The organism is Chitinophaga pinensis (assembly GCF_007896845.1).
In the GTDB taxonomy this organism is placed as follows: Bacteria; Bacteroidota; Bacteroidia; order Chitinophagales; family Chitinophagaceae; genus Chitinophaga; species Chitinophaga pinensis_C.
In genome coordinates this window covers 213,384-227,317 of record NZ_VOHS01000010.1, presented here as the reverse complement: position 1 = coordinate 227,317, position 13,934 = coordinate 213,384, and the positions used below count along the sequence as shown (strand labels likewise).

At 44.2% G+C, this 13,934-nt stretch carries 13 protein-coding genes and 1 pseudogene; 9 read left to right on the top strand and 5 right to left on the bottom strand.

Going from position 1 to position 13,934, the window contains the following annotated elements; genetic code table 11:
* The first annotated feature begins 436 nt into the window (after positions 1-436).
* The 9 genes and pseudogenes from FEF09_RS32980 (at position 437) to FEF09_RS13035 (ending at position 7,927) form a co-directional block, all read left to right on the top strand.
* On the top strand, positions 437-592 hold the full coding sequence (locus tag FEF09_RS32980) for a hypothetical protein (protein ID WP_261387458.1): 156 nt from the start codon (positions 437-439) through the stop codon (positions 590-592).
* Positions 593-598: 6 nt separating this feature from the next.
* Complete coding sequence (locus FEF09_RS32975; RefSeq protein WP_261387457.1) at positions 599-856, top strand: Gfo/Idh/MocA family oxidoreductase; 258 nt, start codon at positions 599-601, stop codon at positions 854-856.
* Between the two features lie 86 nt (positions 857-942).
* Positions 943-1,624 (top strand): annotated as a pseudogene (locus FEF09_RS32970) (hypothetical protein).
* A gap of 17 nt (positions 1,625-1,641) precedes the next feature.
* Positions 1,642-2,178 (top strand): hypothetical protein, encoded by a 537-nt coding sequence (locus FEF09_RS13060; protein ID WP_146305522.1) that lies wholly within the window; start codon positions 1,642-1,644, stop codon positions 2,176-2,178.
* Entirely contained in the window at positions 2,136-2,504 is a 369-nt protein-coding gene (locus tag FEF09_RS13055) for a hypothetical protein (protein ID WP_186774326.1), read from the top strand. The genes FEF09_RS13060 and FEF09_RS13055 overlap by 43 nt, the downstream gene beginning before the upstream one ends.
* Entirely contained in the window at positions 2,501-3,088 is a 588-nt protein-coding gene (locus tag FEF09_RS13050) for a HEAT repeat domain-containing protein (protein ID WP_146305520.1), read from the top strand. The genes FEF09_RS13055 and FEF09_RS13050 overlap by 4 nt, the downstream gene beginning before the upstream one ends.
* 96 nt (positions 3,089-3,184) lie before the next feature.
* The gene (locus FEF09_RS13045; protein ID WP_146305519.1) at positions 3,185-3,598 is read left to right on the top strand and encodes a hypothetical protein; all 414 of its coding nucleotides are present in this window, start codon (positions 3,185-3,187) and stop codon (positions 3,596-3,598) included.
* 403 nt (positions 3,599-4,001) lie between these two features.
* Positions 4,002-6,629, top strand: coding sequence for a glycoside hydrolase family 2 protein (locus FEF09_RS13040; RefSeq protein WP_261387456.1), 2,628 nt, complete (start codon positions 4,002-4,004; stop codon positions 6,627-6,629).
* A gap of 548 nt (positions 6,630-7,177) precedes the next feature.
* Positions 7,178-7,927, top strand: a complete 750-nt coding sequence (locus FEF09_RS13035; RefSeq protein ID WP_146305517.1) for a hypothetical protein — start codon at positions 7,178-7,180, stop codon at positions 7,925-7,927.
* Here the strand turns inward: FEF09_RS13035 and FEF09_RS13030 are convergent.
* The 5 genes from FEF09_RS13030 to FEF09_RS13010 all read right to left on the bottom strand — a co-directional run bounded on the left by FEF09_RS13030 (position 7,911) and on the right by FEF09_RS13010 (position 13,923).
* Complete coding sequence (locus FEF09_RS13030; protein ID WP_146305516.1) at positions 7,911-9,149, bottom strand: WcaI family glycosyltransferase; 1,239 nt, start codon at positions 9,147-9,149, stop codon at positions 7,911-7,913. The two genes, FEF09_RS13035 and FEF09_RS13030, sit on opposite strands and share 17 nt — an antisense overlap.
* Positions 9,150-9,157: 8 nt before the next feature.
* On the bottom strand, positions 9,158-10,561 hold the full coding sequence (locus tag FEF09_RS13025) for an undecaprenyl-phosphate glucose phosphotransferase (protein ID WP_146305515.1): 1,404 nt from the start codon (positions 10,559-10,561) through the stop codon (positions 9,158-9,160).
* An 83-nt stretch (positions 10,562-10,644) separates the two neighbouring features.
* Positions 10,645-11,382, bottom strand: coding sequence for an FkbM family methyltransferase (locus FEF09_RS13020; protein ID WP_146305514.1), 738 nt, complete (start codon positions 11,380-11,382; stop codon positions 10,645-10,647).
* A complete protein-coding gene (locus tag FEF09_RS13015; RefSeq protein WP_146305513.1) occupies positions 11,379-12,482 on the bottom strand; it encodes a glycosyltransferase family 4 protein in 1,104 nt (367 codons plus the stop codon). The genes FEF09_RS13020 and FEF09_RS13015 overlap by 4 nt, the downstream gene beginning before the upstream one ends.
* A 4-nt stretch (positions 12,483-12,486) precedes the next feature.
* Complete coding sequence (locus tag FEF09_RS13010; RefSeq protein ID WP_146305512.1) at positions 12,487-13,923, bottom strand: hypothetical protein; 1,437 nt, start codon at positions 13,921-13,923, stop codon at positions 12,487-12,489.
* Between the last annotated feature and the right edge of the window lie 11 nt (positions 13,924-13,934).

The window sequence follows — 13,934 nt, the reverse complement described above, 5'->3', positions numbered from 1 at the left end:
TGACATTCATGATACGGCAACCATGGATAGCAATGATCTGCTCTATCCGTGTAAATGTGGTGTGGATCTGAAAATTGGTCTGGTAAGGGATAGACATATGCTTGAAACTCCTGTGGAATGATGGGTGAGGTTTTCACCTTCTCGGGCAACAGGATATCAATAAGAGCTGGCATGTATTGTGGTGTTAATGGTGAATGGTTTCCAGGGATCTTATTTTTAAGGATTATACGGGCTCAGATGTTGGTAAACGGGTTTATAAAATCTGGCACGTAACGAATATAGAGAATGTTTGCTGCAATTTGATAACCCGTTTATCACAGAAATACACACTTGCAAAATCATTTTATATCTTGCTCCTGCTTATTGAATTTTAACCATCACATGGAGCAAAAAAGAATCAATCCAGAAGGACCTTCCTCAGAAATAGTATAGGGCCGTGGCCGCATTTACGATTGTGCCCCGCCATGTACTGGGGCGCGGGTACCTGGCGCCCAGTGATCAGCTGACAAAAGGCGTGATCGGTACGGGTGGAATGGGAAAAGACATTTCGGATACGCCGGCACGAGGGTGGTGGCTATCTGTGATGGGATAAACTGCTTTGCAACAGGCACAGGAGATTTTTGGAGGAGGCGTGAAAGCATTCGATGATTACCGTGAACTGATACAGTTACCTGAAGTCGATATCGTACATATTGCCACTCCACCTCACTGGCATGGGATTATGTCCGTTGAAGCAGCTCGTGCAGGCAAAGACTCTGGTGTGAAAACCAATGACACGTACCATAGGAGAGGGGAAAGAGTAAAAGAAGCTACAGCAATATGGAAGAATGTTCCGGCTAAATACTGGTTCGCTTGAGGATAATTCTATGGGATGAATACGCCGGTTAAACCTGTCAAGAAACTGGTTAACAGTGGTATGCTGGGTGGCCGCTTACCGTAACATTGAATCGTCATACCGGTTTCGACTGGAAACAACATTGGGTCGGTAAAACCAATCTTCCTGTGACGCCGGTGCCGGCAGAATTAAATTACGACCGCTGGCGGGCCTGCTCCATATAAACCTTATCATCCCGACAGAGTACATCAACGTTTCGGGGATATTGGGATTATGATGGCGGTGGATTGGGAGACATGGGCCAACATTACCTCGACCCGGTGCAATATATACTGGAAAAGATGATACAAGTCCTTTCAGTAGAAGTAGATGCTCCACAGCAACACCCTGATGCAGTAGGTACCTGGAGAAGGATCACTTATACCTACAAGGATGGGTGCAAAATCATTCTCGATGGAGAAGGCACAGACGAAAAAGCTGCGTTTATTGAAGGCCTTCGGGTAAGTTATATCCCGGTTTCCGCTCTGATATTCCTGAACTGGAGAAAAAGCTGGCAGCTTACCCTGATCCGCCGCCACAGGTGACTGATTTTCTCATTGCTGTGAAGAGCGCCGACAGTTTGCCCTGAATGAAGAAAATGGACACCGTTCCTGTACACTTGTAAATATAGCGAAGATAGCATTGCAGGTAGGCCGTTCTCTGGAGTTCGATCCTGAGCGGCAGGTATTCCTGTACGATGATGCCGCTAACAGCCTGATTGACCCACCTGCCCGCGCTGGTTGGGCCTGACAGACAATTGAAATCCTATGAAAAGAAAGATATTATTCGTCATACTGTTGCTGAGTTGTGTCACAGTGTCTGCCCAACAAAAGCAAAGTCCCTATGCCGTGAGGATCAGCCGGATACTAAAACGTATGCCTGCGCAAAGTCAATTACAACTGGACAGTTGTATGCAACAGATAACCGCGCTTGGCATCAACGGACTGGCTGAAATGGCCTGTATGCTGCGTCCTCCGGGGAAAGGAGACAATACTGCCCTGCAATATGCATTAAATGGCTATGCCAATTACGTCGCTGCCGCTACAAGAGATTCTTTGCGCAATAAAGCGGTGAAAGCATGGGGGAAAGCACTCAGACTGACCACTGATGTAAGCTGTAAAACTTTCCTGATAGAACAGCTACAGTTCTTCGGAGATAATGCAGCGGTAACATTATTGAAACCTATTTGCTACAAGCTCGTTTCAGCGATCCTGCCGTTCGTGTATTGTCACAGATCAAAACTTCTGCTTCCCGGATTGCGATGGAGCTGGCACTGGATAAAGCAAAGGGTAGTGGTGAAATAGCACTGATAAAAGCCCTTGGCGATCTGCAGTATCTCGCAGCTGAAGGGGGGATTACATTACGTGTCGCTTCCCATCATCCGATATTAAGAAGAACAGCATTATTTGCACTCGCGAATATCGCCAGCGAGGATAGCGAACCGGTACTATTTGCCGCTGCTGAAAAAGTAAACTTTGCCTATGATACAACTGGTGCTACAGCGGCATATCTGTTGTTTATCAATAATCTTGGTCATAACTGGCCGACAGCGCCAGCGCAAACTGCCGCTAATAAAATACTCCGGCAATGTAAAGGAGACAGCCCTCACATATACGTATCGCTGCATTGAAAACGATCGTGGACATCATGGGGGATAATGCAACAAATACACTGACGCTGGCCGCTGATAATAAAGATCCGCAATATGCAGCGGCCGCTCTTGCAATGGCCGGAAGATACATGAATGCCGCCAATGCCGATGTCTGGGCACAAAAAGGTGAGCGCTCGCAACCCGCTACTAAAGCGGCTATCATCGCAATGCTGGCCGCCAGTAAACAACGTGTTGCAATATCATTGTGTACAAAAGCGTTAAAGGATAGCGATGCACGTGTGAGGATGGCCGCCATCGAAGCCTCTGCGCAACTGCAGAGTACAGAGATGTTAAGTCCTTTACTGGTAGCTATGAAGACGGCCGATTCCACAGAAGTGAAAGCAATCGGTAATAGTCTGTTAAGTATCAGAAGCAGAGATGTGTCCGGCTATGTAGCAGTAGCACTGCAACACGCACCTTCATTTGCGCAGATCACTTTACTGCATGTACTGGCACAAAAAAAGGCAGCTGACAAGGAACGTTTCATCCGCCTGCTGCTGAATAGCGAAGATCCGGATGTTGCTGCAGCTGCTAAAACTACACTGGAGGCCGTTAAAGAGTAAATCCTTTTTATGGCATTCTATTTGTTATTGATATGATATCTGATAATCGTTTATCATATCAATCTATATTAAATCACTATCAATCCGGCTCTCATTATGAAATCACTGTTGCTTCTGCCTATGTTGCTGTTAGGTTGCGTATTCACCTTCAGCAGCTGCACCAAAGAAGAAATAACCCAGGAAGTTGTTATACCTAATAAAACTATTCAGTTTGAAGTAAAGCCTGACGCCTGGAAATACGACAACACAACAAAAACTTATTATGCCCAGATCCCTATTGCAGAATTAGATGATTATGCAAATCAGAACAGTGGTATCCTGGTATACATTTCCGACGATCAGCAGTTATGGGAAGCAATTCCTGACGTGATTAACGGCTCTACTTATATCTACACTTACGAAACTGGTAATCTGTATCTGGAAATACAGAATGTGGATGGTACTACGCGTAATCCGCCTACCAGATCTGTATATACCAAAGTGGTGATCGTAGAGTCAGATCCTGCATAACGATTATTAATTGCCATATATGAAGGGTGGAAGGTGATCATGTCACTTTTCACCTTTTTTATGTATAAGCGGTAACCTGATAGTAAGTAGTTTACTGGAGGAAACCGCGCCCTTTATTGCGACCGGCAGCTGTACCTTTGTAGCTGTAATTACGTTGTCTGACAGCGTAGTATACAGTTGTAGGTTTAAACAGTGCTGGTTTAGTCTTATACCAGCAGTTTTTATAATACTTCCGTCTGCTAATAGTTAATTCACAAATAATGGTGCATTATTGATTTTTGTGTCTCCTGCCTGCCGTCTATCCATTATTCCCCCTCCTGCATTTTGATTTTGGCTTGTCAACGTATATTTTTGTTTTATCAGTGAATGAGGCACTTCTGCCTGTAAACTTTTCATGCACATTATGGTTCGGAAATTACTGAATGCGACAGGTCTTTTACTAGCACCTTTTTTACCATTGGCTGCACAAAGCCAATATGAATTGAACAGTGGCTGGCAATGTAACAACATTGCGAAAGTGACTGTAAAGGGAGAAGCGCTTTCCGCGCCATCCTACAAGCTTTCAGGCTGGCTGCCGGCAACAGTGCCCGGAACAGTACTGACAACATTACTGAATAACAAACTGGTGCCGGATCCTTTCTACGGCATGAACAATGAGCGTATTCCGGATATTTACAATACCGGGAAAGATCATTATACCTACTGGTTTGTAAAGGATTTTGCAGAGCAGAAGCCCGGAGCTGATGGGCAGGTATGGTTACATTTCAGAGGTGTAAACGACGGTTGTGATATCTATGTGAATGGTCACCGCCTGAATCCCAATACACATTTCGGTACTTATCTCAGACATTCTTATAATATCACCCAATGGTTGGCAAAAGATGGGAAGAACCGTCTGGCAGTAATAGTATACCCACCTGCTGTTGTTGGTAATCCTAACGGTGGACAGGGTGGTGACGGTACCATCGCAAAGAACGTAGGTCCGCAGTATACCGCTGGTTGGGACTGGATTCAGCCAATGCGTGACCGTAACACCGGTATCTGGGATAAAGTAACCATTGAAAAAACAGGCGCCGTACATATTACAGATCCACAGGTAATTACCAAAGTATCTGGTGTGAGATTGCCGGAAGGTCCGCAGGCGCCAGCTACCATAATGGTAAAAGCAACGCTGGAAAATGCGACCGCGAAGAGCGTGGAAGGTACACTGCGTTATAAACTGGCAGGCAATACCATTTCACAGAAGGTAACACTGGCAGCCAATGCAACTACTACAGTACAATTGCCGGATCTCGAGCTGAAAGAGCCTAAACTCTGGTGGCCAAGTGGTTATGGTCCGCAGCAGCTGTACAACCTGCAACTGGAATTCGCAGAAAATGCAGGCGTAGATGATGTAGAAGAAGTCAACTTCGGTGTAAGAGAGATCCAGACCTATTGGAACTCACACACAAGTAGCCGCGAGATCGCTGTAAACGGTCAGAAGATCTTTATCAAAGGTGGTAACTGGATCACTTCCGATGCGATGTTCCGCTTCAGCAAAGAACGCTATGATGCAGAAGTACGTTTCCACAGAGATATGAATCTGAATCTGATCCGTATCTGGGGTGGTAGTCTGACAGAAAGACCAGAGTTCTACGAAGCCTGCGATAAATATGGTATGTTGGTATTCCAGGATTTCTGGATGTCCGGTGACTGTAACGGCAGATGGGTAGATCCGCAGAAAAAAGAAGACCAATGGACGCGTCGTCGCTATCCTGATGACCACAACCTGTTCATAGAATCAGTGGCTGACCAGATCAAAATGCTGCGTAACCATGCATCCCTCGCTTTCTGGTGTGGTGGTAATGAAATTACCCCTCCCGTAGATATCCTCGCTGCAATAAAAGATTCCTTATTGCCTTCACTGGATAATACCCGTTTCTTCTTCCATTATTCCAATACCGATAGCATGTCTTACAACAGCCTCGGTGGTAATGGTGATGGTCCTTATAATATACAGCCGCTCTCCGTTTTCTGGAACGAAAGAACATTCCCTTTCAACTCAGAAGTGGGTTCTGTAGGGGTAGGTGATTATGAATCACTGGAAAGATTTATCCCGGCAGCCAACATGAAAGTGCCTGAGAATAAAAAAGGTGGCGTGGATTCAGTATGGGATTATCATAAATATATCCCTTATTTCGACTTTGTGGCTCCATATGGTAAACCAAAAGATGTAAAAGACTTCGCTAACAAGGCCCAGCTGGTGAACTATGATCAGTACCGTGCTTTGATGGAAGGCTTTAGCGCCCATATGTGGGACTGGTATACAGGGGTAATCATCTGGAAAACACAGAACCCATGGACAGCCCTGCGTGGTCAGATGTATGATTACTACCTTGATCCGAACGCCTGTCTGTATGGTAACCGTACGGGTGGCGCACCACTGCATGTGATGTGTAACCCGATTGATGGTAACATCTTCACTGTCAATAATACCTTCAGATATTATACAGATGTAATGCTGCAACTGACAGCATATGATATGGAAGGCAAAAGTAAACAGCTTACGCAGGTATTCACAGAGATCAGTCCGAAAACGGTACAGAAGTACCTGTCTGTGAAACATGGTCTGGATAAAATGGCTGCTAAAGAAGGCGTATTCCTGTCTTTACGCCTGCTGGACAAAGACCAGAAAGTAATAGATGATAACCTGTACTGGTTCCCTGACAGCACCGGTAATTACTCCGGTCTGCAGAAAATGAAGGCTGCCAAAGTACAGATCGTTGCGCAAAAGGCTACTAATGATAGCATTACTGTGAAGATCAGTAACCCTGCCAATGGTCCGGTAGCGTTCTTTAACCGCGTATCTCTGGTAGATAGCAAAACAAAGAAACGTATCCTGCCCGTATTCTATAATGACAACTATGTGTCTGTATTGCCGGGAGAAGAGAAACTGGTGACTATCAGTGGAGATGCAATCGGTAAAAATACTAATGCAGTAGTAACTGTTTCAGGATGGAATCTGGCTGAACAAACGATCAGCATCAAATAGTTAAAAAAGTATCACTTTTTGATAATTTCAAGGGTCGGAATCACCATTCCGGCCCTTGCTGTTTTTATCCCTGAATATGGCGATTTTTGGCTTTTTGCGTAAAAAAACACCTTTCTGCCTAGGAAAAATGAAAAAAAATCACTAGTATTTTTAATGTGTATAAGTGCTTGTAAATGATCTGCTTTTATTGCTTTTTTCTTCTCTTATCGATATGATCTTACTGTATTATTAATATAAAAAAATATTAATAAATAAACTATTTACTATATTTATTACTCGGTTGTACACCTTTTGATGTATTGAGCCAACAAAGAGATTGTCGTTTATATCTGATTTTATCATTTTTCCTTATAAGGAAAAATCAGGTACAGGCCGGTCAGTGTCGGGTAGACTGGTAGTGTTGCAACAATACAGATTGAGATAGCAGGAATGAAAGAGTCAGCGTATACCTATATCCAATATCCTGTAACCTTATGATATCATTTAAACGGAATCTTATTTCGAAATATTGTCTTAAAAGTATTAAGGGTTTTGATGAATATTCAGCAATGCGGCATAAGTATATATTATTAGCATTCGTTATTGGAATTTCAGGGTTATTAGTAGCCTGTGGTGGTGGTGGTGCAGGTGGTGGTAAAGAAACCGTATGTGACCTCGGGCTGAAACCTAAAATATCCTCTAACGCACCTTTGGGCCAGAATGATACCCTTAGGTTATCAGTTTTTGGTATCGATGAACCTAAAACTTATACCTGGGAAGGCCCCGGCGGTTATGTATCTCATGAAAGGGCTCCTGTAATCCCTAATCCTCCAAAGGGAAACCAGACTTATACATTAAGTGTGGTAACTAATGGCGGTTGTACTTACACGGCTACATCTGATAAGATCACGATAACCGGTCCATGGAATCCCTGTGGTCTGGATAGTAACGTGTTGAAAATAGTAAAGGCGACCACAATGTCCTTTAATCTCGTTACCGGTATGGTAAGCGGTTCCAACTTCCTCATCAGAGCGGAAAGTAAAAACCTGGCGATCTGTGATTTCCAGTTCCCGGGTAACCAGCCTCCAACTGAAGGTACTTACACTATTCAGGTAAATGATGGTGTGATTGCTCCGGGTAAAGTGAGAATCGTATCAACCGTTAGTTCTCTGCAACCATTCTATAGTGCTTCAGGTACTGTGTATGTTGCGATCAATGGAACTACGACCATGGTCAGCTTCTGTGGGGTGAACTTTACCTCCACCAATAATGGTGTGACCAGTACTACCGCAGGCGCCAACATCATGTGGGTTCCCTGATAGTATCCTGCATCCTGGACATTATTTTATCAATAGAAAGATATTCAAGAGCATATCGCCGTGCATTTTCGGTGATATGCTCCTGTCTTTTACTGACAGCCTGCATGATACCGGCTGTTAAGGCCTGTGCATCTTCTGCCGGTACCACAATCCCTATTTCGTTTGCTGTAACTACCTTATAAAGACTGGTATGCTCATTCGCAGTAACTACCGCCACTCCACCAACCGCCAGTATAGTCGTCAGCTTTGAGGGCATAACAAGATCTCCTGCACTCGCTTTCTGTATCACGAGATGCACATCAGCCATATTTAGTAAACGGTTGAAACTGTCGAAAGGCTCCGGATCCCTGAATTGAATATTATGTAACTCCCGGGATCGTACCTGCTGTTGTAATTGTTCCCTGTAAGGTCCCGCTCCGCAGATCAGAAATTTGATATGTGACAGGTGACTCACCTGCTGTGCTACATGCAGAATGGCTTCCAGTCCCTGTTTTTCTCCGATTGCCCCCGCATATAGTATAACTGTATCACTACTAGCGAAGCCATATGCCATTTTGATCTGATTCCTGTTCTCCAGCGGATGAAACAAGCGTACATCCACCCAATTCGGAAAACTGGTAACAGCATGTCCGCATTTATCGCTGATCTTTTGGATCATGCCCTCAGAAATGCTGCTGATAACATCAGCGCTTCGCAGTATATATCTTTCGATACCGAAAAGTAATTTTATGAGAGTGGGAGAATTGATCATACCCAGATCCCGGGCAGCTTCTATCTGCAAATCCTGTATATGATAAATGAAAGTAGCTTTTCTGAGCCTGCTATATAATACACCCAGTAATCCCAGATGAAAGGGGGGCGCTACTACCATTACAAAGTCCGCTTTCTTCCTGAATAGCTGTAATAACAGCTGAAAAGAAGCGCTGATCGCAAAGCTAAAGTCCATCAACAGCCGTCTGCTGCCGGAAGGGCGTGCGGGGATATATTGCGGACATCTATAGACCAGCACATGCCCATAATACCCTGTTTCTTTTTTATACCAGTATCTGCTTTTAGTATAGGGTGCCTGTATTTTCCATTGCGGATAATGTGGAAAAGATGTAATGACTGTGCAATCGTAACCGTTATTGGCCAGCCATCCGATCATCTCTCCGTTGTATTTTCCCACACCTGTCAGTTCAGGGGCAAAGTTGCCACCTATCAGTAATAAACGTTTCGACATATCAGCTATCAGTACGCATTTTTGTCTCCCTTGATCATGTTCATCAATGTCTGGAAGATGATCTGGCAATCCAGCCAGAAACTGTAATTTTCGATATACCAGATATCCAGATCAACGCGTTTCTGCATTTGTCCGGAAAAGCGGGTTTCTCCTCTGCAACCGTTCACCTGTGCCCAGCCGGTAATACCGGGTTTTACCATCTGGCGTAACATGTAATGCTGTATCGTTTCTCTTGCTTCAATATGCAAGGGAGTAGCATGTGGACGTGGTCCTACAAAAGACATATTACCCATCAGCACATTGATACATTGCGGCAGTTCATCAAGATTGGTCTTACGCAGGAAGCGCCCTATCCTTGTTACACGTTGATCATCCCGGGTAGCCTGCAGGAATTTACCATTGCTGTCTACCTCGGATGCCTGCACTTTCATAGAGCGGAATTTATAACAGGTGATCTTCTTGTTGTTTAATCCCCATCTTTCCTGTTTGAAGATGACCGGTCCTTTGGAGGAAATTTTAATAAGTAGCGCTATCAGTATAAACAACCAGCTGAACGAAAGCATTACAGTGAGTGTAAAACAGATATCAAATGCCCGCTTCAGCCTCTGATGTCCGGGATCGTCCAGTGCAAATGACCGCAGATTCACCAATGGTATATTCCCCAGCAGATTTACGCTCGTGGTAGGCGTACAATACTGCTGAAAGTCTGATATGAGCTGTACCCTTTTGGCAGCTCTTTCACTGGTAACGATGATTTGCTGGGTTTGTTCTCTGGACGATTCCGGTAATGCCACAATCACATCATCAATTTCATTGGACTCCAGAATGTTGGTCAGCTCCGAAATCTTGCCAAGATAACGTCCGTTGATAAGCGAGTTTGTCTGATCATCAACAAAACCAACGCAGTTATATCCAAAGTGATTATTGGCGGTGATCGTGTGATAGAAATTCATACCTGTCTGTCCTGTGCCGACAATCAGCACATTCTTGGGATTGCTGTGATGAGACCTCCAGCGTAATGTGAGTTTCTTTACAATATACTTGGTTGTAATAATACCCGCGAATATGTACACGCCATACAATAATGTGAAAGTACGAGGATAAGGGTACGATTTAAAAAAGTAAAAGAACAGAAAAGACAATATGCATACATGCAGCAATACGTTTTTCAGAATGGCTACAAATTCAAAAGAATAGGATGAGGTCTTCCGGTAGTCATCATACAGCCGCAGAGAGGTTCCCGTGACCGTCCATACAAACAGACTTGTCATCAGTAGAAGGACATTAAAATTAGATAAGAAGACATCTCCCTTATCTGCGATATATTGTCTGGTTAACAGAAAAGCGGCGGTCAGTACTATGTAGTCGATCGTCTGTCTTAGAAACTGAGTAGCATGAATACGTCGTTTCATATGGATGTACTTTTATACTGGTGCATGATATAATTGGGGTGCGACTATGAAATAACGTGCTCTTAAGGTTAAACTCCGGAAGATTATTTCCTTCTCTTATACAAAAGGTCCATTTGCAGGATCTGCAGATCATCTGTTTGCAGAAAACCTACTGGTGCTATAAATTCAAAGCCAAGCTCCTTCACATAATTGTGCATTTCATCGAACAATGGTTCGCCGTCATACATCTGTACAAACGATGTTTCAAACAGGAGATAGTCTATTTGTCCGAGACAATGAACAGCGCCCTTCAGCACCTCCTTTTCAAATCCCTGTACATCCAGCTTCAACAGTACTGGTGATTTTACCGGTAATGTCGGCAGCAGGTCATCCATGCATTTTACAGGTACTTTGATCTGATCCGCTTCCGCTGTCTGAGGTAACAGCTGTTGTTGCAGAGAAGATACATGTAATGCGGAGCTGGCATGTGAATAATGATTCGCATAAAACTCCAGTACACCGTTTGTACTGCCCAATGCAAAGTTGTAGGTGTGGATCCGTGGAATATGCCGTGTATTCTGCTGTAAGGTGGAATACACTTCCGGTATGGGTTCGAAGGAATGGATACCTGCACCCGGATAAAAATGTTTGGCAGATAGTGCGAACTGTCCCCTGTTGGCGCCTACATCCAGAATCGTGTTTACTTCGGGGATGTAATGCTTACAGTTGTGTAACAGTTGTGTGGAGGCGATAGATACGCCCTTCTTCAGGAGTGAAGTTAATCCTCTGCCGGATTGTAAAAAGACTTTGGCAGCGTCTGCCAGTTTGAAGATAAGGTTCATGATGCAAATTTGTTGTTCCAGCAATCTTTATAAAAACGTATTGTTTCCCTGACACTCTTCTCCCAGGTGAACAGGCTTCCCTGTGCGATCCCGGCTTGTATAACCTCCTGCCGGAAGTTGTTATCTTCCAGTTGCAGGATCCTTTCCGCAAATGATCTCGCTGTTATTTCGGTAGCCAGTAGCCCGGCGTTTCCTACCACTTCCGGCATGGAGGTACAGTTGGTGGTGACCACAGGGCAACCTGCCTTCATAGCTTCTCCCGGAGGAAAACCAAAGCCCTCGTAACAGGAAGGATAAAGCAGACAACGGGCGTTGTTGTAGAGCGTATTCAGATCGTTGGGGCGTACATTTTCAGCAATAACATAACGCCCCTGTAGTTTTTCTTCTATCAGCTGTTTCTCCTGTTTATGCCATGGGCCTCCGCCTGCGACTACCAGCATGTAAGTCGATGGAAGCAGCGCAATGGTGTCCAATGCAATACTGAAGTTTTTATAATTGTCTCTTCCTCCCACATACAGTATATAAGGTTTGTTAATGCCTGCGGGCAGGGAAGAAGCAGCAACAGCTGTTTTATCCAGCGGATAAAAAGTATCGGCAATGCCGTGGTACACTACCCTTAATTTTGCGGGATCGGTGTCAGGAAAGAAGTGTAGTAACTCTCTTCTTGTACTGTCTGATATGCAGATAATACCATCTGCTCTTTTTATGCCATAAGCCTTCTGCTGTGTATTGGCAAGCCCCCTTGGGAAACGGGTCGCTATTCTGCGCTCATGTGCAAAGTCGTGTACTGTCATAATGTTCAGTACATTTTTCTGGGGAGATACCCGTAGATATCCGGCGTGGAATATGGCGCTATGGGGCAACGTATATTGCAGGGGCAGATAACGCAGATATTTTGGGGGAATCCAGCTTTCCCGGATACAGGGATGCTGTTGATAGTTCAACTGCTTTTCAAAGATATTACCCGGATTAAGTCCTGCATTCAGAAAACTGACCGGCAGCCCTGCATTGCACATTCCCTGCAACAGCTCATACCAGTAAACTGATACGCCGCCTGCTTTTTGTATGGTAAATACGATATTGTCCAGGAAAATCTGCATAAGCCTAATAAGAATGTTTCAGTTGATATATGCCCGGTGCCGGTGATTCATTTTCATCATGTGCACATAAAAGTGCGGTGACAATAAGAAAGAGATCGATCTGACTGAAGAAGAAACAGACCCATATAAAAGCAAAGTAGCTGCTCTGAAATATGGGGATATCCTTCCGTGTATGCGTGAGAATAAAAAAGAAAATGATTAATGAAAAGAAACCAAATTCGGCTAGTATGTAAAACCATCGCATATTGAGATTATGTCCTCCCACACCATTAAGCCTGTTCTCATAGTTCATCTGCCCAAAGAAATACTGCGCAGGAATAAACGTACTGTTGCCCGCTCCATAGCCTGATAGTAACAGATATGGCTGATCTTTAAAGAAATCGACTACCGGCAGTTCCATATCACGTTGTAAAGGCATACCTAATACAACATTGTCTTTCTGCCAGATTTCATTATCATATCTGTACACAGATCGTTTAAATACCAGCTGATACATGGCGCTGTTCTGATTCTTCGCATACAGTTTTATGAAATAGTCTTTTGATTCATTGATGATAAGGAACAGGCTGATGATGATCCCCAGTGTACCGGCTATCTTTATGCGGGTAGACGGAAAGCGGCCTACTACGAGAAAGGTGATCACAGCTGATAGCATGTTGATCCAGAACGTTTGTGATACGGTGAGCAAACCCATAAGTATGCTAAGCGCAGCCAGCCTGTATTCTTTGTCACGCACAAATAAGGGAATGGATACAGAGAGGAATGCGCTGAATACCTTCGGCTCTCCAAACAAGGCCTGTACCCTCATACTGAATGCAGACCCGGATGATTCCAGCATATAACGATGTTGCAAACCGATGATTTCTCCCAATGTTTCGTTTCTGAGAATAAGCTGACAGAAGATCTGTAGCGTAGCAATAATGAAAGAGAACTTAGCTATCTTCTTCATCACGCCTGCATAGTATTCGAAAGACAACTGTTCCTTATCCTGTAATAACTTGGCGCCTATGGCAAATAATGGCAGGTATGTTTTGATATAAAAGTAGAGGGGTCGCAGATAAAAGTCATTCTGTTTTCCCGGAGGATAATAGAATGGATCTTTATACAGTTGTACAACAAGGAAAATCACCAGACTGGATAGCGCGGGTAATATGAGTAACAACAGATATCGCCGGTTAATAAAGATCTGTCCTTTGATAAGATAATGTAGCTGTTCAACAGTAAATGCGACACTGACAAAGAACGTGGCGGTGAAAGTAGGCCCGACCCGCAGCATCGTATACGCTTCCGTGGAGAAAGCATACAGTAAGGCTTCCAGTGCCGTAATACGCCCCTTATAATGTAAGTGCAGCAAAGCGCCGGCAATGACCAGTGGCATGGTTTCCTTGAAAACCTCCACGTACATATTACTGCTGACAAGTAAATTATAGATACTATCCATCGCCCTTCCGT